The sequence below is a fragment of the Pseudomonas sp. IT-P100 genome, assembly GCF_949767185.1.
GTDB classification, from domain to species: domain Bacteria; phylum Pseudomonadota; class Gammaproteobacteria; order Pseudomonadales; family Pseudomonadaceae; genus Aquipseudomonas; species Aquipseudomonas fluorescens_B.
Genome location: NZ_CATKQK010000022.1, coordinates 19,798 through 41,276, shown reverse-complemented (window position 1 = coordinate 41,276; position 21,479 = coordinate 19,798). Strand labels below are relative to the sequence as shown.

At 60.1% G+C, this 21,479-nt stretch carries 16 protein-coding genes and 1 pseudogene; 3 read left to right on the top strand and 14 right to left on the bottom strand.

All coding sequences use genetic code 11. The features are described from left to right. Positions 1–2: 2 nt before the first annotated feature. The 4 genes from ACM6IQ_RS16320 to ACM6IQ_RS16305 all read right to left on the bottom strand — a co-directional run bounded on the left by ACM6IQ_RS16320 (position 3) and on the right by ACM6IQ_RS16305 (position 7,969). Entirely contained in the window at positions 3–521 is a 519-nt protein-coding gene (locus ACM6IQ_RS16320) for a hypothetical protein (protein WP_017336432.1), read from the bottom strand. Positions 522–547: 26 nt separating this feature from the next. Beyond that, positions 548–4,186, bottom strand: a complete 3,639-nt coding sequence (locus ACM6IQ_RS16315; RefSeq protein ID WP_414879328.1) for a tetratricopeptide repeat protein — start codon at positions 4,184–4,186, stop codon at positions 548–550. Further along, positions 4,164–6,974 (bottom strand): bifunctional glycoside hydrolase 114/ polysaccharide deacetylase family protein, encoded by a 2,811-nt coding sequence (locus ACM6IQ_RS16310; protein ID WP_017336430.1) that lies wholly within the window; start codon positions 6,972–6,974, stop codon positions 4,164–4,166. Before ACM6IQ_RS16310 ends, ACM6IQ_RS16315 begins: the two co-directional genes overlap by 23 nt. A 62-nt stretch (positions 6,975–7,036) precedes the next feature. Next, complete coding sequence (locus tag ACM6IQ_RS16305) at positions 7,037–7,969, bottom strand: NAD-dependent epimerase/dehydratase family protein (RefSeq protein WP_017336429.1); 933 nt, start codon at positions 7,967–7,969, stop codon at positions 7,037–7,039. Between the two features lie 444 nt (positions 7,970–8,413). On the opposite strand from ACM6IQ_RS16305, the gene ACM6IQ_RS16300 reads away from it, so the two are divergent. Next, positions 8,414–8,623, top strand: a complete 210-nt coding sequence (locus ACM6IQ_RS16300) for a hypothetical protein (RefSeq protein WP_414879327.1) — start codon at positions 8,414–8,416, stop codon at positions 8,621–8,623. Positions 8,624–8,806: 183 nt separating this feature from the next. Here ACM6IQ_RS16300 and ACM6IQ_RS16295 read toward each other — a convergent pair whose 3' ends face one another. Both ACM6IQ_RS16295 and ACM6IQ_RS16290 read right to left on the bottom strand, forming a co-directional pair. After that, a complete protein-coding gene (locus tag ACM6IQ_RS16295) occupies positions 8,807–9,634 on the bottom strand; it encodes a phosphatase PAP2 family protein (RefSeq protein ID WP_414879326.1) in 828 nt (275 codons plus the stop codon). Further along, positions 9,631–10,302, bottom strand: a complete 672-nt coding sequence (locus ACM6IQ_RS16290) for a histidine phosphatase family protein (protein WP_017336427.1) — start codon at positions 10,300–10,302, stop codon at positions 9,631–9,633. Before ACM6IQ_RS16290 ends, ACM6IQ_RS16295 begins: the two co-directional genes overlap by 4 nt. A 257-nt stretch (positions 10,303–10,559) precedes the next feature. Here ACM6IQ_RS16290 and ACM6IQ_RS16285 point away from each other — a divergent pair. Both ACM6IQ_RS16285 and ACM6IQ_RS16280 read left to right on the top strand, forming a co-directional pair. Continuing rightward, positions 10,560–11,573 (top strand): annotated as a pseudogene (locus ACM6IQ_RS16285) (methyl-accepting chemotaxis protein); the annotation flags it as partial. A gap of 42 nt (positions 11,574–11,615) precedes the next feature. Next, positions 11,616–12,479: a methyl-accepting chemotaxis protein gene (locus ACM6IQ_RS16280; RefSeq protein WP_414879634.1), complete on the top strand. Its 864-nt coding sequence runs from the start codon at positions 11,616–11,618 to the stop codon at positions 12,477–12,479. Positions 12,480–12,622: 143 nt separating this feature from the next. On the opposite strand, the gene ACM6IQ_RS16275 is transcribed toward ACM6IQ_RS16280, so the two are convergent. From ACM6IQ_RS16275 to ACM6IQ_RS16240, 8 genes are all read right to left on the bottom strand, one after another. Continuing rightward, positions 12,623–12,991 (bottom strand): glyoxalase superfamily protein, encoded by a 369-nt coding sequence (locus ACM6IQ_RS16275; RefSeq protein WP_017336425.1) that lies wholly within the window; start codon positions 12,989–12,991, stop codon positions 12,623–12,625. A 119-nt stretch (positions 12,992–13,110) separates the two neighbouring features. Beyond that, entirely contained in the window at positions 13,111–14,568 is a 1,458-nt protein-coding gene (locus ACM6IQ_RS16270; protein WP_414879325.1) for an N-acyl-D-amino-acid deacylase family protein, read from the bottom strand. A gap of 1 nt (position 14,569) precedes the next feature. Beyond that, positions 14,570–15,430 (bottom strand): MurR/RpiR family transcriptional regulator, encoded by an 861-nt coding sequence (locus ACM6IQ_RS16265; RefSeq protein WP_414879324.1) that lies wholly within the window; start codon positions 15,428–15,430, stop codon positions 14,570–14,572. Between the two features lie 15 nt (positions 15,431–15,445). Continuing rightward, entirely contained in the window at positions 15,446–16,795 is a 1,350-nt protein-coding gene (locus ACM6IQ_RS16260; protein ID WP_052909684.1) for a gluconate:H+ symporter, read from the bottom strand. A 185-nt stretch (positions 16,796–16,980) separates the two neighbouring features. Next, positions 16,981–18,426, bottom strand: a complete 1,446-nt coding sequence (locus ACM6IQ_RS16255) for a SulP family inorganic anion transporter (RefSeq protein WP_414879323.1) — start codon at positions 18,424–18,426, stop codon at positions 16,981–16,983. A 202-nt stretch (positions 18,427–18,628) separates the two neighbouring features. Next, a complete protein-coding gene (locus ACM6IQ_RS16250; protein ID WP_017336421.1) occupies positions 18,629–19,522 on the bottom strand; it encodes an NAD-dependent epimerase/dehydratase family protein in 894 nt (297 codons plus the stop codon). Positions 19,523–19,625: 103 nt separating this feature from the next. Then, on the bottom strand, positions 19,626–20,537 hold the full coding sequence (locus ACM6IQ_RS16245; RefSeq protein ID WP_414879322.1) for a LysR family transcriptional regulator: 912 nt from the start codon (positions 20,535–20,537) through the stop codon (positions 19,626–19,628). A gap of 240 nt (positions 20,538–20,777) precedes the next feature. Then, positions 20,778–21,368 (bottom strand): NAD(P)H-dependent oxidoreductase, encoded by a 591-nt coding sequence (locus ACM6IQ_RS16240; protein WP_017336419.1) that lies wholly within the window; start codon positions 21,366–21,368, stop codon positions 20,778–20,780. Positions 21,369–21,479 lie beyond the last annotated feature (111 nt).

Below are 21,479 nucleotides of genomic sequence, written 5' to 3'. Positions count from 1 at the left end.
AATCACTCGAACCGAAGGGCGCCGACAAGTTTGTCGAGCACCGTTTGAGCGGTGCCCGCGAGGCTTTCACGGGACCAACCGGCACGTGCGCCACTCTTGCTCCAGAGTACGCGACCGCTGCTGCCTTCGAGTACGCGCAGGCTGATGCCCACCGCCGGCTCGCCGTCCAGGCCGTTCTTGTACTGCCACTCTTCCACGCTGCCGGCGATCACATAATCGAGTTTCTGCTCGCGTGCCCATTCCAGGGCTCCGGCCAGACGCTCGTTGTCATCCATCAGCGCTTGTTCGCCCTGGGTGCTGGCCGGGTAAACCTGGGGTTGCAGACCGTGACTGCTGAGAACACTGAGCAGGATCTGCTCGCTGCGCTCACCGGCCTGCGGCGTCTGCGAATAGTTGACCATCGGCACGATGCCCCACTGCGCGTTGCGCGGCAGGTTCGGGCTGGATTCATCGGTGAAGCTGGCGCAACCGGCGACGAACAGGACGGCGAGGGCCAGGCCCAGATTACGAATTGCTTGCATAGTTTTTCTCCGTAGACATTCCATGATCAGCGTCCAAACCGCACGCCGTAGCTCACACCCAGTGTTCCGCCCGATTTACCATCCCCGCCTTGTGGCGCGGACTGGTAACCGATGGTCAGGGCCAGTTCGTCGTCACCCAGCACTTCAAAACCGATGCCGGTGTTGAGGCCGTAATTGAAGGTTTGATCGGTCCATTGCCAACCGGCCGTCGCGTCCACCAGCCAGGTGTATTGCGGCTTGGTGCGCACCAGCGCGCCCGGTATACCGCGACGCCAGGTGCTGCCGACATACAGTTGGCCGTAGCGGCTTTGCAGCAGGTCCTTGGCGGTGACCGTTTCGATGTCGAGTGGATCGATCGGCTCGGGCAAACCGGTGTCCTCATCGATGACCACTTCAGGCGCCAACTGTTTTATCGCGCCGCCATAGTTACTCGACAGGTAGTCCAGATTGGTGTTCTTGACCCGGTTTTTCTGATAGTCGACACCGCTGCGCACGGTCCAGTTGGGACCGGCGAACTCCAGCGTGTGGTTCAACTCCATTTTCAGGGCGTGACCATCGCCGAGGCTGTCGCCCGCCCGCGTTGAAAACGAACGCTGCGAGACTTCCCAACTGAGCTGGTCGCGGGCCGTCAGGCTGTGACGACCGCCCAGCCAAACGCTGTCCTGCTGACCGAAAGCGCGCATCAGCCCGCTGTCCTCGCTCTTGCGATGCCAGCCCACACCCGTTTCCAGTTCATCACTCACGCCCAATTCCCAGGTGCGCGACAGCCCCAGGCCATTACGGTCATCGTCCTTGCGCTGACTGGTGTCGGCGAACAGTTTGTAACTACCGTCTTCAACCGAGCGTTGCAGGGTCAGGGCGGCGTTACGCTCCGGGCCGAGCTTGGATGACTCGATATCTTCGTCGTTGTACGAACCCTGTTCCAGTTCGAGATCGGCGTACCAGTGATCACCCAGGTTGTGTGCGATCTGCAACGTCGGGGCATCAAATTGCACACCGCCGAAATTCTGCGCCTGCCAGGACAACAACATACCCTGAGGCGTGCGCTCCTGCAGTTCTACCGCCTGATTGCGCAGTTGCTCACGCACGTCGGCAGGCTGATCGTCACCCAGCGCAGAGAGGCTGGTGTCGAGAGCTTCACCCAGACGCCCCAGACGGGTCAAAGCCTGGGCCCGCTGGGCCGGGTTCAGATCGCTACCGGCCAACAGTGTTTCGACCTGGGCTTTGTTACGGCTGCGCAGGGCCTGTTGAATCTGCTCGTAACGCTCGACCTTCAGGCCCTGGCTCTGCGCCCACGCCAGCCACTCGTCTTTTTGCGCCTCCTGGTTTGTCGCATCCAGACGTGCCAACAGGCGTTCGAACCATAATTGCAACATGGCCGGCGAACCATCTTTCCACTTCAACACTTCTCGCTGTGCCGCCCGTGGCGAATAACTGCTGGCCATCAGGCGCAGCCAGGTCGTGTAGCGCTGAGACGATGGCTGAAGGTTTTCACCCTCTGGGCTGCGCAACAGCTTCAAGCGCAGACGCTGGGCCGCATCCTGATACCCGGCGCTGTAAAGCGCATCGGCATAAGCCGCCTGCACCAGCCAATCCTGCGAGTTGTTCTTGAGGTACATGCGATACCAGGCCAACGCTTCGCTGTCGCGACCGAATATCTGGCTGGCACTGGCAAACGCCAGCCAAAGGGTCTGGTCGTTCCGCGCCTGACTCCGCCACCGGGTCAGCAGCGGTTTGAGCGCCGCCGTGTTACCCCGGTCGATGTAAAGCCACATCAGACGCTCGCGAAACAGATTGTCATTGGGATAACGCGATAAACCCGACAGGTACAAGCGCTCTGCCTCTTCGTATTGCCCCTGCTGCACGGCCAGGGCGGCGCGCACCGCCAGCACCTGAGCCTGCTCGTCAATCTCCGGATTCTGGCTGGCGTCCTTGAGCAACGTCTCTACCAGTGGCCAATCCTCCAACTCCTGAGCCATCAGCAGCGCGTCGACCAGCCGCAGCGGATTGTGGGTGCGCTCCCAACTGGCCACGGTCAATTGCAGCGCGCGCTGCGGATTGCTGATGCGATAACTGGAGATCAACTGAGTCTCCTCGTTACTGTCCAGCGCACCTTTGAGGGTCAGCAGTTTCTCCATGGACAACTGCAACTCATCGTCACGCTCCAGCTCCCAGGCCAGGAAGGCCCGCACACGCCAGTAATCCTGATCGGAGATGGCAGGGTCATTCGCCTTAACGACTTCCCAGGCCTGGCGATTGTCAAACAGCAGAAGGTAGGTATGAGCCCATTCGACCCGTTCGGCGCCAGTCAGCGTGAAACGTTTCGACATGTCCTGATAAACCTCGGTCTTTTTCGCAAACTGCCCGGTGTTTTCAAGATTTTGCAGCAATCGTGTCCAGGCCAGACGATGGGCCGGGTATTTGCGTAGGTATTGGCGCAGCCATGATTCGGCCTGCTGCGGTGTACCCCGCGATTCATGGCCATAAATCAGGGCATCCAGCTCGATGTCGGTCAGCGCTCGCTGGTCCATGATTTCTTCAAGCAATGGAATCGACCGGTCAAAATCGAACTCCTGGCTTGCCAGACGCCAGGCGTGCTCACGGACTGGCGCCGTTTCGTTGAGCTCGAGCAAACGAATCCAGTAATCCAGTGCCGCGCGGTTGTCGCCACGCCATTCGCCCAGGTGCGCCATTTGTTCCAGCAATGCCTGCTCATCGGGGAAACTGACGAGCAATTGCTGGCCGCTCTCCCACGCGCCGTTGAGTTCGTTCAATGCCAGACGCAGGCTGAATTCTTTTCTGAGACGTTGCGTATTGTCCGGCTGAAAAACGCGCCACTGCTCGAGGAACAGCTGAGCCAGGTCGAAGCGGTTGTTCGCAACCGCGACGTCAACGCCCTGCTCCAGCCAGACCGAATCGCCTTGCGGATCCTTGAGCCCACCGAGTTCATCGGCCAGTACTTGCGTTGCCTGTTCGCCGCGACCATCAGCCAGCAGACTGTTGAACGCCAATTGGGCAAACTCTCGACGTTCAGCGGGCTGCACGCTGTCTCTTTTCAGCCGCAGATAGATGTCTGCCGCCAGGCCCGGCTGCTCGCCCGCCAAATGCCACTGGGCAGCAGACCTCAACGCCTCGGTACGCAGCGTGGGGTCACGGTCGGCAATTTCTTCATAGACGCTGGCCGCCATGGCGGGTGCCTGCAACGACAACGCCAGGCGGGCCAGGTTCTGTAATTGCGGCAGTGACAACTTGCGATGGTCCAAGCTGTTGAGCCGCTCCACCAGCGCCAGCCGCACAGCAGGATCTTCGCTGTTCACCGCCACCAATGTATCCAGCTCAAGCCGGTAGTACGCCTGTACCTCCGGCGCAGGATCAGGCCAACTCTCCAGATACTGGCGCGCCTTCGTGTAGTCACCGAGACGAATCAACAGATCGACCAATTGCAGGCGCAGGTGGTCGTCCGACGGGTGGGCCGCCAGCAGCAACTCGGCATAGTTGGCCGACACTGCATCCGGCTCTCGACCATCGGGCTGGAACACTTCCTCACGCTGGAAAGTCGCCCACAGTATTCCCCCCACTGCGACCGCTACCGCCGCCAATGCCCAGGGATTGAGCAGACGGCCGCTTTTAGTTACCGAGGAGTTAGTTGCAGAGGAGTTGAGCATTACTCACCTGCTTCATGGGTAACTGAAAAGTCCACAGACCGGCGGATGCCTTGCCCGTGAAACGCTGGCCATCCACTTCCACCCGGCAAGCGCTCGAGGAGCGAACCGAGAAGCTCAGATCGAATTCTCCGGCAAACGAAAAGCTCACGCGCCGATCATCCAGATAACGCCAGTCCACCAACGGCAGATTGGCCTCCTCCAGCGCAGGTCTGTCATCCCGGTCAGGACGCAAGACCAACAGCGCCTGGTCACTGCTCAAATGCACATAGCGTCCCTGAGGCAAATCACGCACCCCGGCGACACCTTGGGAGCGCAGCAGATCCGGCCAACCCATTTGCGGGTCAAGCCGCACAGTGCGCAATGCATCCATCCCTCGAACCTGCCAGGCGCCTTCGGCCGTACGCGCCAGGCTCGACTGGTACAGGCCGTGCAACCGATCGATGTAATCGCTCATCCACAATGACATCGGCTGCTGGTCTTTCATGAACGCATAGATGTCGTTCATGGCTTTGATCGAGGCCTGCTTGGTGCCCGAGTAGAAGTGGTAATAGAGGTGCAGACCGCGTAATCGGCGCGGGCTGTCGGTCAGTTCAAAGGTCTCGATCACTTCGCGGAAGCCGTAATACGGGCCTTTCCAGAGATTGGTGTAGACGTTCTCATTGATGATCGGCGCGTAGTACTGCAAGCCACCTTCGGTGGGACGCAACAGCGGATACAACCCGGTCAGCGATGGCTTGGCCTTGGTCAGCATGGTCGAGGCGCCGTTGACGTTTTTCAGGCCAGCGTCGTAGGCCAGTTTTATGGTGGCTGCCGACGGCAAGGCATCGCCCGGCCAGAAGACCATCTTTACCGGTTTTTCCGGGGTGGTGAGACGTTGGTTGATGTAGTCGCGCGAACCGAAGATCTCGCGGCGAAAATCGATCGTGTCATAACCCGGGATGGCCATTTTCAAGCCGTACTCAGGGTTAAAGTCCTCCCGTTTCCGGGCTTGTTCCGGCTGCATGAAAAACGGATGGCTGAAGGTGTGCGTGGCGACTTCGACTTTAGGGCTGGCGAACAACTCACGCGCAATCGGCTCCAGCTCACGAGCCAGATGCGGGAACATGCCGCGCGGCGAAATCTCCCCCTCAATGATCGATACCGAGGTCAGAAACGGGTTGGGCCGAATGAAATCGTCGAGCACTTGCTTGCCAGCATACGGCGAACCACGCACTTCGGCGCGCGAAGGGAAACCATCGCCATCGATATGCACCGTCGCGATTCGCCGACCGTTTTCCGTGGTGGTGTCCGGACGAGGCTGCTCCGGCAAGTGCAGGGCCGCCTGGAGAAAGGCGAACGGGTCGATGATCCAGCGGCTGCGTTCGCTGTTCGTTTCCAGGACATACGGAGAAAGTGCCAGACCGCCCCACTCGCCAACCGCCACCGGCGCGAACGTCTGGCCGTTTTTGCCCGTCAGCAACAGCGCGGGTTTTGGCCCCTGGGGCAGTACGGAAATAGCGCTCAGGTCGCGGGATCGGGCCTGTACCGGTGCTTCGAAGGCCCCGATCAACGACTTGTCCTGATAAGTGATGTTCAAGGTTTGAGTGCCCGGCGGGCTGGACAGATTCAACCCCAGACGCTTGAGCAACACTTTGTCTTCAATTGGCAGGCTGGCGAAAAACGCTAACGGCACCTTCTCGTCGAGGCGCTTGTTGAGCCAACGGTTGAACCCAGCGCTGTCCTGCGGAGTACCACTGGCCATCCAGGTGATAATGCCCGCGTACAGACCGCTGAAACGATGCTCCGGCAAGCTGTCCACAGCCAGGTAATCAACCCGGTATCCCAGGTATTCGATCAGACCGCCGAGCATTGTGTGGCCGGCGTTGCTGGTCAGTTCATCTTCACGCGGATCGTAGATCATTGCGATCCGGCGCGGCTGAACTTCGATGTTACTGATACCCATCGAGTCCAATTCAGGCGTGCTGATGAAGGGAATGAAACCCTCATCGCGCAGGCGTTTGGCCAGCTTGCGTGCTTCTTCACGACGCTCCGGCGGCAGATAGTCGATCGCAACCAGCGGTATGCCTTTGGCGCGCAGGGGTTGCAACTCACCCATCAACCACTGGCGATCAGCTTCCGGGACCGGCCGATAACGCTTGGCGGCAGGATCCCAGCCGGCGTACAGGGATTCAAAAGCCACTGCTGCCGCCACGCCATCAAGCTCGGGCAACACTTCAAATCCACGATTGAAAAACAGCTTCAGCGTTGGCTGACGGCTGTGCAGTTCGCGCAGGAAACTGGCAAGGGCAACACGCTGGGCTTGCTGCGACGCTTCTGGCAATAACTGAAAACTGTCGAGGGTGTCCAGAAACAGACCGGCATACCCTTGCGCTTGCAGCGCTTTGGCGCGGCCGAGCAAGTGCTCCCGCCAGGCTGGCGCAGTGAGGTCCATGACCTGACTGTCCCATGAGTCGTTTCGCACCGACGTGACCGCCTTGCCCAGCCCCGCCTTGTCGATTTCAGCCTTGTTGCCATCGAACTCGCCGACGGACACATATGCAAACGGCTGGCTGCCTAATTTGCGCAAGGTTTTGACATCGTTGGCCGTCATGTGACCCGGCTCGACCACAGACCATTCGAACTGAGCCAGTTCAGACAGCGGTGGCTGTTCGGCATACCAGAAAGCCACACTGGATGGAGACTGTACCGCTGCAGCCTGGACGGCTGGTCCGCTCACGAAGAGTGCCACGGCAGCGAATAGACGCCTGGCGACTGAGCGGACACGCGTCCTGCGAAAAACGATTTCCATAATTCACTCTTGAAAGGAACTGAACCGAGACTGCCTGCACACCAATGGGTGGAACGGGCGGGTTACAAACTGCGCAAAAGCTGTGCTAAACCGTCACCAATGGAGGTCGGTGTCGCCAGCGTAAAACGCTCGAGCAGGCGAGCGTTATTAGCGCGTGAATGGCGAATATCGCCTTGACGCGGCGCCTGATAAGTCACCGTCAGAGGGTTGCCGGTGGCGTTCCCCAGTTCAGTGATCAGATCGTTGAGGCTGGTGGAACGACTGAGCCCGACATTCACCGCGCCGGGGCTCGGTTCGTTGGCTTCCACGGCCTGGACGAGGATGCTTACCAGGTCCTGGACGTAGACAAAGTCACGGGTCTGTTCACCGTCGCCGAAAATCGCCACAGGCTGCCGGGCCATGGCCCGTTCGGTGAAAATGCTGATCACGCCGGAGTACGGCGACGAAGGGTCCTGGCGCGGGCCGAAGATATTGAAGAACCTCAGGACCACCGGCTCCAGGCCATGTTCACGGCGGTAGAAGTCCAGGTAATACTCGCTGGCCAGTTTGTCGCTGGCATAAGGCGTGAGCGGGGACTTGGGGGTGTCCTCGTCGATCGCAGAGCCTTCGCCATTGTTGCCGTAGATGGCCGCGCTGGACGCGAATACCACGCGCTTGATACCGGCCTTCATCATGTGCTCACACACGTTGAGCGTGCCAACGAAGTTGCTTTGATGGGTGCTGACCGGATCATCTACCGAGGCTTGTACCGAGGCCACCGCCGCCAGGTGCACGACTGCAGTGCAATCACGCATGGCTTGTTCTACCGCGGCATCGTCCGCTACATCGCCGACGACCAGGTTCAGATTGGCGTTACCCACCGGCAGATTACCGACCTTTCCGGTCGACAAATTATCCAGTACGCGAACCTTGTAGCCTTTGCCAAGCAACGCTTCCACAAGGTGTGACCCAATAAATCCTGCACCGCCGGTAACCAGTATTCGCCCATCAAGCATGAAGTTTATTCCTGAAGATTCACACGGACACTTCGTATGTAAAGTCCGCCAAACGGTGACTCTGTAGATCATTGATTCGAGCTGATGGCACTTAGCCTCTCACGCCTGAGACTGCGACATCTTCTCAATCTCAAAGGTTCAGTCGGTAGTGTCCGGCAACGTCGATTTTATGGCGCAAGGCCATTAATGCGGCGCAGATAATGTGAGATCGGCGACGCACTGTCAATAGTTTGTCCATTAAGCCGCCACACGGCTCTCGACAACGATTATTCGCCATTTTATTGACGACATTAATAAATGACATATCGACATCCAATGACTCAGGCGACACCGCCTCTGGAACCACTTTTCGAGAAATAACTCGGCGCCCCCCCACACCGGACGATGAAAACCTGATCCACGCTGATCGCATTTTCATCAGGCATGGCTACGCGCCATCGTCTGATGGCCATAGATTATCTGTCCAGTTTGCAAGTGGGACACGTGCTGGTGTGCGGACTTCAGGCCGAGATCCGTTGCCTGACGGCGGGGGGTGCGCTGCTTGACGCGGGGTCGCAACCGACGCTGATCATGGACCTGACGGTCGGGCGTCGCTGGATCGGCGGGAGGGATTGGGCGTGCGGCGGTGGGAGCATCATGTCAGGCACACGGTGACGTCGGGGGAGTGGCATGGCATTTATGGTGTGTTTATAAAAAAGCCAATAACCCTTCGCAGCGAAAGGCCATTGCGCCACATAAATTTTTCTTCACCCCGACACACCTCGCCAACCGGTACATTGCCCTCGCTCATTCAAGAAACTACGGTTTGCCCGCCCTCCCGCGGGCTTTTTTTTGCCTTCAGGAAACACTGGTCGACTGGATTAAAACCAGCGGCTCTTTGTGCTTTTGCAGCACGGGCAACTCCAGGCGCGCTCGCCCATAAAAAGCCAACGCAGTCAGCAAACACGCCAGCCAGACGAAGATCCCGGCCCAGAGGGTGTGGGACATGTAATGCCAGCCTTGCAGAACCCGAGTCGTGCCGTAGACGAAACCGAGGAGCAGCGAGCCGTACATCAGCGCTTTCGAATGGCGCCAGCGGTAACGGCGCGCAACAAAGTACAACGCAAGCATGGTGAACCCGCCCGAAGCATGCCCGCCCGGCCAGCAGCGGCCATCGCCGGCCTCCCTGAACAACTGGAAGTTGCTGTACCACTCCATATGGGCAATTTTTCCGCCGTAGAGGGTCGTTTCAATCGGGCAATACACGCTGGTGTGCGACTTGAGGAAATGAATCACACCGGTGCAAATGGCAAACGCGAACACTACAAACAGAAAGTCCCGACGATGGTCGTGGGTAAATCGCAGCACCGAAGCGGCTTTGCTCCGCACCAGAAAACGGCCAAGGCGCGGATGCTTCTGCGGGTTGGTCAGCGGCCAGACAAACGACAGCATCGCGCCGATCAACGCGAGTTCACCGGTCCAGTTCGGAATGATGCGCGCCCACTTGTGGGTGAGCTTTTCAAAGAAGTGAACCTGGTCGAGCGGAAACGTCTGGGTCACCGGATCAAAAAACAGATTGCTGAACGCGATGTCGATTTTCGTCATGTCGAACAACAGGAAAACCATCGCCGCACAGGCCAGCGGAATACCGAAATTGAAGCCGTAAAAGCGTAGGGACTTACTCATTGGGAGGTCACCGTGCGCCAGTCGGAAGCTTCGATGAAACCGAGCATTTGCGGTGTTTGTGGTGTGGCGGCGGAGATAAACAAAGAGGCACCGTAACCGAGGGTGGCAGCCGGTAACTTGAGGTCTTTCTCAATCTGCGCCATGCATTCGCTGTGAGTCACCAGAATCAGATTGCGACCTGCCACTTTGTGCGCCAGCGCGTCGCGCAGCATCGTGCCCTTGCAGCTGATCAGCCAGTCTTCATTGGCGCTCACCTTGTTGAACATATAGCCGGCGGTCTGTGCGGTACGAATCATCGGGCTGTTGTAGATGTCTGCCTTTTCCAGCCCCAACTGTTCGAACTGCGCACCGACACTCACCGCGACACTGCGGGAGCGATCGGTAATGCCGTCATTGCCACTCAGGCACGCGGCTTTGGAGTGATCGCAGCGCTCGACATGACGCACCAGCACAATCAGGTCCCCCTTGGCCCAGCCGCTCAGTAACGCCTGGGCGCCGGCGACATTGCCGTGGGCCAGGTCTGGCACCGCGGCAGGCCGCAACAGCCAGACCGTCAGCGGAATCACCAACAGCACAGAGGCCAGCACTACCGCAGTATTTCGATAGCGGGTCAAACGGCTCAGATCAATCGAGCGCGTTACCCCGAACAGATTCAGTCTCAGTTCCACATCAGGCCGCCTCACCGGCATGCATCCCTTGATTCGATGCCGCGAGGGTAGGGAGCCTGGCGTCCGCCAGGGGTGAAACCGATGTGAAAAAAAGCTTAATTCACCCTCAAAAACCTTGTTACACATCGCTCCAACAAAATCCTTTCAGCTCTCGTGCTTGCTGCCGATACAGACCTGCTACATATCCTTGGCTACCAAAAACAACAATCTTCCAGCCAACCGACGACCAAAAAGCGCAACGTTCCTGGAGGAATTTGATGAATAGCTGGTTCGGCAACATCAGCGTGAACATGAAACTGGGCCTGGGGTTTGGCCTGGTCCTGGCACTGACCTGCATCCTCGCCCTCACCGGCTGGACAAGCCTGGGCGGCTTGATTGACCGCAGCAACTGGATGAGCGACATCACCCAGCTCAATGCCGGCCTGACCAAACTGCGTGTGGTTCGCCTGCAATACATGCTGACCAACGGCGATGAAACCGCCGCACAGAATGTACAGACCACCCTGGATGCATTTGCCGCTCAGCAACAAGCGCTGCTGGTGAAATTCAAGAGCCCGGAAAACATCAAGCTGCTCAAAGAGCAAGGCACGCAGATTGAGGCGTACAAAACGTCCCTGAACAAAATGCGCAGCGCCTACCGCACCGGTAACAGCGCACGCGACGCCATGGGCGCCAATGCGGAAAACGCGTACTCGCTGATCAACGCCATCAACACCCACGTACAGCAAATGCCACTGAGCGATCAGCGCTTCGACCAATTCCAGGCCATCACCGCCGCCAAGGAAGCGTTCATGCTGGCCCGCTACGAAGTGCGCGGCTACACCGCGACCACCAACGCCGAGACCGAGCAGAAAGCCGTCGGCCAACTGGACGCGGCCATCGCCAGCCTGAAACAACTGAATGTGCATTTCGCCGACTCTCAGCAGGACGCCCTGCGTCAACTGGAAACCGCGCTGCACAATTACCGCAGCGCTTTGCAGGCCTATAAGACCGCGAGCGTCGATGCGGTGCAGGCACGCAAGGAGATGACCGACCAGGGCGGCGCCATCGTGAGCCTCAGCGAGCAGCTGTATCAGATCCAGCTCGACCGTCGTGACGCCGAAAGCGCACAGGCCCGCACCCTGCAACTGATCAGTACCTTGCTGGCGTTGCTGGTGGGCGTCATTGCCGCCGTGATCATCACCCGTCAGATCACCGGCCCGCTGCGCGACACGCTGGCCGTGGTTGAACGCATCGCCAGCGGCGACCTGTCCCAGGACGTCAAGGTCACTCGCCGCGACGAACTCGGTGTGTTGCAGCAAGGCATCGCACGCATGGGCGTGACCCTGCGCGACTTGATCAGCGGCATCCGCGACGGCGTGACCCAGATCGCCAGCGCTGCCGAAGAACTGTCGGCCGTGACCGGGCAGACCAGCGCCGGCGTGAACAGCCAGAAGATCGAGACCGATCAGGTGGCCACCGCCATGCACGAAATGACGGCCACCGTGCAGGAAGTCGCACGCAACGCCGAAGAAGCCTCGCAAGCCGCAGCCGCTGCCGACGGCGAAGCCCGCGAAGGCGACAAGGTGGTCAACGAAGCCATCGCCCAGATCGAACGCCTGGCCAGCGAAGTGGCGCGTTCCACCGAAGCCATGAGCGTGTTGCAACAGGAAAGCGACAAGATCGGCAGCGTCATGGACGTGATCAAGGCCGTCGCCGAGCAGACCAACCTGCTGGCGCTCAACGCTGCCATCGAAGCCGCCCGTGCCGGTGAAGCCGGTCGTGGTTTTGCGGTGGTGGCCGACGAGGTTCGTGGCCTGGCCCAGCGCACGCAGAAATCCACCGAGGAAATCGAAGGCCTGGTGGCGGGTCTGCAAAACGGCACGCAACAAGTGTCGACCGTGATGAACAACAGCCGCGCCCTCACCGACAGCAGCGTCGCCCTGACCCGCAAGGCCGGTGTGTCACTGGAAAACATCACCCGCACAGTGTCCAACATCCAGTCGATGAACCAGCAGATCGCCGCGGCTGCCGAACAGCAAAGCGCCGTGGCCGAAGAGATCAGCCGCAGCATCATCAATGTGCGCGACGTGTCCGAACAGACCGCCGCGGCCAGCGACGAAACGGCCAAGTCCAGTGTTGAACTGGCACGGTTGGGTAATCAGTTGCAGATGATGGTCAGCCATTTCCGCGTCTGACATTCAGTCAGCATTGAATCACTGACCCCATCGCGGGCAAGCCCGCGATGGCTTTCGACAAGCAACAGATAATTCGGATCCGCCCGGCCTGGTATTCAACGCTCTATCTGGCGCCAAGGCAGATCTGACTCGACCCCGCCGCGTTACACACTGATCGCATTGGTAAACACCAACCGATTGCCGAACGGGTCGGCGATGGTCATGTCCTGGCTGCCCCACGGCATGGCCTGGATCTGTGGGTGCGAAAACTTGTATTCCTTGGCGAGCAATTGCTGCTGGAACGCTTCCAGTTCATCGGTCTCGATGCGCAGCGCCGAACCCGGTGTGCTGTCGCCGTGGTGCTCGGACAAATGCAGCACGCATTCGCCACGGGACACTTGCAGGTACAACGGAAAATCCGACTCGAAACGATGCTGCCAGTCGATCTTGAAACCGAGGAAGTCGACGTAGAACTCCACGGCTTTGTTTTCGTCGAAAATCCGCAGGATCGGGGTGGTTTTGCCGCAGCTCATAAAGTTGCTCCCAGACTGGAAAGGCCCAGAGTGTAGCCGGGCTAGTGTCAGCGCTTCGGCTTGGCGAGGGCTTTCTTTAATCGCAATGTGCCACCACTGTGACGCAGCACTCGAAATGCTTACTGAAACCCGTCACGCAAATCCCCTTCCCGCGCCAGAAACCGCCCTTCCCTTCTGCCGTTTGCCTGCCCTTCGCTGTAACTCAACACACCGTTGACCCACACGCCGTCGATGCCTTCTGCCGCGCGTTGCGGGTCACTGAAATCGGCGACATCGCGAATGGTTGCAGGATTGAACAACACCAGGTCCGCCCAATGCCCTTCACGGATTTCGCCGCGCTGTTTCAAGCCGAATCGCGCCGCGGACAATCCGGTCATTTTGTGCACCGCCGTGTGCAGCGGAAACAGCCCGACATCGCGACTGAAATGTCCGAGCACCCGCGGGAATGCGCCCCACAGCCGCGGATGCGGAAACGGGTCTTCCGGCAGTCCGTCAGAGCCGACCATCGACAGCGGATGCGCGAGGATTCTTCGCACATCGTTCTCGTCCATTCCGTAATACACCGCGCCGGCCGGTTGCAGTCGGCGAGCAGCTTCGAGTAATGGCACGCTCCATTCCGCAGCAATGTCCAGCAGGTCGCGACCGCCCAATTCCGGGTGTGGTGTGGACCAGGTGATGGTGATGCGATGGGCGTCGGTGACTTGCTTGAGGTCCAGGGTCGAAGAGCTCGCCGCGTAGGGATAACAATCGCAGCCCACCGGGTGGGTTTTCGCGGCCGCTTCAAGCGACGCCAACAGCTGAGGACTCCGCCCCCAGTTACCAGCGCCGGCACATTTGAGGTGGGAAATGATCACCGGTGACTTCGCATGGCGACCGATCTTGAACGCCTCGTCCATGGCTTCCAGCACCGGCTCGAACTCGCTGCGCAAATGGGTGGTGTACACCGCACCGAACGCGGTCAGTTCTTCGGTCAGTTGCATCACTTCATCGGTGGAGGCCGAGAAGGCGCTGGCGTAGGCCAGGCCTGTGGATAAGCCCAAGGCGCCCGCTTCAAGGCTTTCGCGCAGTTGCTCACGCATCGCGCTGATTTCATCCGGCGTGGCGGTGCGGAACAGGTCGTCGAGGTGATTGCTGCGCAACGCGGTGTGGCCCACCAGTGCGGCGACGTTCAAGGTGGTGTTCGCCGCCTCGACCGCCGTGCGGTAGTCGCGGAAGGTCGGATAAACGAAGGCCGCCGAGGTCCCGAGCAAGTTCATCGGGTCGGGTGGATCACCTTTCAAACTTACCGGCGAAGCGCTGATCCCGCAGTTGCCCACAATGACGGTGGTCACGCCCTGGCTGAGCTTGGGCAGCATCTGCGGCTGGCGGATCACCACCGTGTCGTCGTGGGTGTGCACATCGATGAAACCTGGCGCCAGCACCCTCCCTGCCGCGTCGATTTCTTCAGTGGCTGTGGCGTCGTGCAAGTCGCCGATGCGCTCGATGCGGCCATTCAGAATCGCCAGGTCGGCGGGGTAACCGGGGGCGTTGCTGCCATCGATGATCAGAGCGTTGCGAATCAGCGTGTCGTACATCATGTCAGTCTCCCAGCGGCAAGTGATCGTCGCCGCCGCGGTAATCGTCCAGGGCAAGTTTGATCCGCCGCAGACGCTCTTGATTGTCTTCAGGATTGGCCAGCGCCAGTTCGGTGGCAAGCACGTCGATGGCCAGCAGCATGCCGTAGCGCGCCGCCGTGGGTTTGTAGATGAACGAGGTTTCGACGCCCTGCAGCGGCAGCAGCACATCGGCCAATTGCGCCAGCGGCGAGTCGGCCCGGGTGATGGCGACAATCCGTGCGCCGTAGTTGCGCGCCAGCGCGACGGCTTCGAGCAATTCTGGAGTGATGCCGGTCAGCGAACACACAATAACCGCGTGTTCCGCGCCCAGGCTGGCCGCAGTGACGCGCATCATCACCGGGTCGTGGCACGCCGAAATCGGGTAACCGAACCGCACCAGCCGCACCTGCAGTTCATCGCTGCACAAGGTCGAGCAACCGCCCATGCCGAACGCATGAATCATCCGTGCCTTGCCCAGCAGTTTGACTGCATCAGCAAAACGCGACTCGTCGAACGCCGCCAGATGCTGGCGCAAAGTGGACTCGATATCGCCGACAATCTGCCCGTAGAACGCCGACTGATCGGGCGTGCCCGCCGGGTCGAGAAAACGGCTGCCGACGCCGCTGGCCTGAGCCAGTTGCAGGCGCAGGTCGCGCAAGTCGCGGCAACCCACAGTGCGGGCGAAACGCGACAGCGTGGCGGTGCTGACTTCCGCTTTCAGCGCCAGCTCATCGAGGCTGGCGGCAGAGGCAAACCCTACGTCGTCGAGCATCAGCCGGGCGATGCGTCCTTCGCCGGCGCTGAAGGAATCCTGACGGGCGCGGATCTGATAGAGGATGTCCATGGCAGGCGGCTCCGGTTAAATCAGGTAAGAAAGACCTACGGTCAACGCAAAGGCGACCACGGAAATGATGGTCTCCAGCACGGTCCAGGTCTTGAAGGTCTGGGCGACGCTCATGTTGAAGTATTCCTTGATCAACCAGAAGCCGCCGTCGTTGACGTGGGAAAAGATCACCGACCCCGCGCCCGTCGCCAGCACCAGCAACTCCGGATGCGGATAGCCCAGCCCAATGGCCACCGGCGCGACGATGCCCGACGCGGTGGTCATGGCCACGGTGGCAGAGCCAGTGGCAATGCGCATCAGCGCGGCGAACAGCCAGCCCATCAGCAGCGGCGACAGGTGAAATTCATGGGCCAGGCTGACGATCTGATCGGTCACCCCGGCGTCCACCAGAATCCGGTTCAACCCGCCGCCAGCGCCGACCAGCAGGGTGATGCTGGCGGTCGGCGCCAGGCATTCGTTGGTGAACTTGAGGATCGATTCGCGGTTGAAGCCCTGGGCGATGCCGAGGGTCCAGAAGCTCAGCAAGGTCGCCAGCAGCAAGGCGATCACCGAGTTGCCGATGAACAGCAGAAACTGGTTGAAGCCGCTACCCGGCGTGGAAATCAGGTTGGCCCAGCCGCCGATCAGCATCAGCACCACCGGCAGCAGAATGGTCGCCATGGTGATGCCGAAACCCGGCAGGCTGTCGCGTGGTTCGCGTTCGAGGAACTGCCGCTCCAGCGGGTTTTCCGCCGGCAATTGAATGCGCGGCACGATGAACCTCGCGTACAGCGGACCGGCGATGATCGCGGTCGGAATGCCGATCAGAATCGCATACATCAAAGTCTGCCCGACCGACGCCCCATACACCTGCACCGCCAGCATCGCCGCCGGGTGCGGCGGCACCAGGGCATGCACCACCGAGAGACCCGCGACCATCGGCAACCCGACCATCAGGATCGACACCCCGACCCGGCGCGCCACGGTAAAGGCGATCGGCACCAGCAACACAAAACCGACCTCGAAGAACAACGGCAGCCCGACCAGGAACGCGATGCAGACCATCGCCCAGTGCGCGTTCTTCTCGCCGAAACGGTCGATCAAGGTGCGCGCCACCTGCTCGGCACCGCCGGACTCGGCCATCATCTTGCCGAGCATCGTGCCCAGCGCCACCACCAGCGCGATATGCCCCAGGGTCTTGCCGACGCCGGCCTCGTAGGCACCGACCACCCCGGACGGCGGCATGCCGGCCAGCAGCGCGAGGCCGATGGACACCAGGGTGATGACGATGAAGGGATTAAGCCGGTAACGGGCGATCAGAACGATCAGGGCAATGATGGCGATGGCGGCATACACCAGCAGCCAATAGCCGAAGGACAGGGTCATGCGGTACTCCTCGAAAGGGTCACGTCGAAAGTTTTGTGAAACTCTTAAAACATTTCGAAGCGTGAAACTCAAACGAGGTGAAAGTAATTTTCGTGGAGGGGTAAGGGTTGTCGCGCAGAGGCATGCGAGGTCGGCGGATATGAAAATCGGGCAGGCGGATTTTCATCGCGCCTGCCCGATGTTACTCAGTCGTGACTCACCCGCGCACGCTTGAGCAACTTCTTGCAACGCTCGGACAAGTGCAGCACGCGCAGGTGCTTGCCGGCCTTGGCGTAGCGTTCGCGCAGGGTCTTGAGCGCCGCGATGGCTGAGTAATCGACGAAGCTCAGGTGACGGCAGTCGATCGTCACCACGGACGGGTCATTGGCAGGGTCGAACTGGTTGAGAAAAGGCGTCGTCGAGGCGAAGAACAGCGTGCCATGCAGCAAGTAAAGCTTGCTGCCGTCAGCTTCGAGGTGACTGTCGGCATACAGTTCGCGAGCCTGCTGCCAGGCGAAGTTGAGCGCGGCAATGATGATCCCGCACAGCACGGCGGTGGCCAGATCGGTGAACACGGTAATGACCGTCACCGCGACGATCACCAGCACGTCATTCAACGGCACCTTGTTCACGACCCGCAGCGAAGCCCAGGCGAAGGTTTGCTGCGACACCACGAACATCACCCCGACCAGTGCCGCCAGTGGGATGCGCTCGATCAAGGGTGATAAAAACAGGATGAACAGCAGAATCAGCACACCGGCCACCACGCCGGACAGCCGGCCACGACCTCCGGAACTGAGGTTGATCACGGTCTGGCCGATCATCGCGCAGCCACCCATGCCGCCAAACACACCGGACACCATGTTGGCCGCGCCCAGCGCCACGCACTCGCGATCCGGAAAGCCACGGCTTTCGGTGATTTCATCGGTGAGGTTCAGGGTCAGCAGGGTTTCCAGCAGACCGACCAGCGCCATCAGGATCGCGTAAGGCGCGATGATGCGCAGGGTGTCCAGCGTCCATGGAATGTCCGGCCAGGCAAACGTCGGCAAGCCGCCGGCGATGTGTGCCATGTCGCCGAGCGTGCGGGTCGGCAGGCCGAGCAGATAAACCGCCAGCCCCACGCCAAGAATCGCCACCAATGCCGGTGGCACCGCACGCGTCAGACGCGGCAGCAGATAGACAATCGCCATCGTCAGCGCCACCAGCCCCGTCATCACATACAACGGCGTGCCGCTGAGCCAGGCGTCACCGCTCTTGAAGTGTTCGAGTTGCGCCAACGCAATGATGATCGCCAGGCCGTTGACGAAGCCGAGCATCACCGGGTGCGGCACCATGCGTACCAGCTTGCCGAGTTTCAGCAACCCGAACGCCAGCATGATCAGGCCACCCAGCAACACCGTCACGAGTAAATATTGCACACCGTGCTGCACCACCAACGCGACGATCACTACGGCCATCGAACCGGCCGCGCCCGACACCATGCCCGGCCGGCCGCCGAACAGCGCAGTCAGGGTGCAAATGATGAACGCTCCATAAAGCCCCATCAGCGGGTTGAGGTGGGCCACCAGCGCGAAGGCGATGCATTCGGGAAGCAGGGCAAATGAGGTGGTGAGCCCGGCCAGGAGATCGGCGCGCAGACGTTTTGCTTTCATGGGAACAGGACACAGCAGGGATAGAGGGGGCGGATGTTACGGAATTGAGCCTGGCCCGGCCAGTTGCCGTGCGGCTAAAAAAGCAATCGCGGGCAAGCCACGCTCCCACAGGATTTGCGTCGTTCATCCAATTTGTGAACGACGCAAATCCTGGCGGAGCGTGGCTTGCCCGCAATGAACGATGACGCGGTCTACAGCGAACTCAAACCATCTCGTCCCGAATCCACTCAACCACAGACGTCCGCTGCGGCGCCCAACCCAGCAGTTCCCGCGCATGCTTGCCGCGCACACGGCTGTTGGAACCCAAACCATAGTTGGCCATTTCATAACCCCACTCGGCCTCGGCATCCTTCAGTGGCCAGTCTTGTGGCTCACCCAGCTTCAACGCTTCGGCAATCGCCGTGGTCATGTCGATGAACGACGCTTCACCGCTTTCAACGAAGTAGAACGTGCCCGGTACGTTTTTGGTCAGCGCCAGCAGGTACAGGGAAACAACGTCTTCGATGTGCACGTTGGACCAGATGTTCTGGCCCGTGCCGACATGACGAACCACGCCACTTTTGCGCGCCTGTTTCAGCAGGCGCGGCAGCTGCACGCTGTCACGCTTGACGCCCAGGCTGTGGCCGTAGATCAGGGTGTTGCAGATCACGGCCGAGTTCACGCCGTCTTTCGCTGCGGCGAGGATCAGGTTGTCGATGGCCACGCGTGCAGCCTTGTCGACGGTCGGCTCCGGCAAGCTGTCTTCGTCATAGATGACGTCGCTGGATTTACCGCCCGACGCATCGCCGACGATGCTCGAACCGCTGGTGTGCAGGAACACTTTGTTGGAACCGCGCAAGGCATTGAGCAACGCTTCCACCGCGCCGCGATGATCGCTGCTGGCGGCGTTGATCACGGCGTCGGCAGCGCGGGCCTGTTCAGCCAGTAGTGCGCTGTCGTCAAGAGTACCGATGACCGGGGTGATGCCCAAAGCGCGCAATTCATTGGCCTGTTCGGTGCTGCGCACCAGGCCGGTAACTGTGTGGCCAGCGCGGACCAGACCCGTGGCGATGGAGCCGCCGATAAAACCGGCAGCGCCGGTAACGAATACGTTCATGGAGAAACTCCCTGCGTGAATAAGTGATGCAACGAGTATCAAGTAGTCATCGCGGACGAAAAATCCCCGTTGACCCAATTCACTCTTGCGCAGGGATCACGAATCAGCCCTTGAAATCCGAGTTCGCGTAGACCGCCAATTTGCCCTGGATGAAGTCCAGGAAGCATTGAATCCGCAAGGCCAGTTGCGAGTTGCGGTAGTACACCGCGTTGATCGGTTGGCGGTAGCCGCTGTTGAAATCCGCCAGCAGCACCTTCAGGCGCCCGGCGCGGATGTCGTCGATGGTCATGAAATGCGAGAGGCTGGCAATGCCCTGGCCCTCCAGCGCCAGGTGCCTGATCGTCTCGCCGCTGGACGCGCTGATCGACGCTTGAATCGGCCAGCGATCGCCATGCACATAACGCAACGGCCATTGGTTGAGCCCTTCGTTATTCGTAAAGCCCAGCAGCGCGCGCCCCGTCAGGTCCTCGACCACCATCGGAGTGCCATGTTGCTCAAGGTAGGCCGGGCTGGCGACGATGTGCAGCGGGCTGCAACCCAGCGAACGGGCGTGCAGGGTCGAGTCGGCCAGGGTGCCGATGCGGATGGCGATGTCGGTACTCTGTTCGAGCAGGTCGATGATCAGGTCGTTGCTGTTGAGCTCCAGCTGAATGTCCGGGTAGAGCCGGCGGAACTCATCGATGTACGGCACGATGGCGTGCAGCATGAACGGCGAGGCGGCGTTGATCCGCAGACGCCCGGACGGGGTTTGCTGGCGTGAGTTGAGGCGCTCTTCGAGTTCGTCCATCTGATCGAGAATCAGCTTGGCGTGCTCGAAGAAATACTTCCCTTCCTCGGTCAGGTCCATGCGTCGCGTGGTGCGGTTGATCAGTGTGGTGTCGAGCTTGGCCTCCAGCCGCGACAGCGTGCGACTGACCGCCGAAGGCGTTTGCCCGACCTGCTCGGCCGCAGCCGAAATCGAACCGCACTCAATCACGCAGACGAAAATCTGCAACTCATCGGATCTGGCTTTCACATGTGTCCCTTATCGATAGTCCGGCGCAAATTCACTGTGCAAAAGAAGCCTGATGCGACGAGGGAGCTTGCTCCCGCTCGGCGGCGGCGCCGTCGTGAATCAGCCTGCAGGGTCCGCCTGATTCACCGCGTTCGCTGATTTGGGGTCCGCTTCGCGCACCAGCGGGAGCAAGCTCCCTCGCCACAAAAAAGCCCTCGTCACAGTTCAGTGCCTGCTACAGGTATCGATAGTAGCCGAGCCTTAAGCCTTGAGGCCAAACACCTCTTTCAAATGCTGTTCATAACGCGCCACGTCGGCTTCGATGTTCGGGCGCTTCATCACGTCAACGCACAGGAACGTCGGCAAACCGGTCATGCCGATGAACTCGTTGGCCTTGTGGAACGGGAAGTACACCGCGTCCACGCCCTTGGCTTCGAAGAAGTCGGTCGGGTCGTCGAAGGCTTGCTGCGGCGCGTTCCAGGTCAGCGACAACATGTATTGCTTGCCCTGCACCAGACCGCCGCTGCCGTACTTTTGCGAGGCGTCGGAACGGGTGCGACCGTCGCTGGCGTAGAGGCTGCCGTGGCCCTCGGTGAAAACTTCGTCGATGTACTTCTTCACCGTCCACGGCGCGCCCATCCACCAGCCGGGCATCTGATAAATGATCACGTCCGCCCAGAGGAATTTGGCGACTTCTTCGGCGACGTCGTAACCCTCGTCGATGAACGTGGCCTTCACGTCAACACCGCCGCGATCCAGCACGCTCAACGCGGCTTCATGCAGGGTGGCGTTGTAGCGGCCGTCGGAGTGAGCAAACTTTTTGCCGCCATTGAGCAACAGGACTTTTTTCATGGGAAATCTCGGAAGGGTCAGAAATTGGATGGCGGCAGGTTAATGGCCCGCCTCGCGCGGAATAAGCCCTGAATTCACAAAACTCATTTGACCCATACGCACGAATCAACA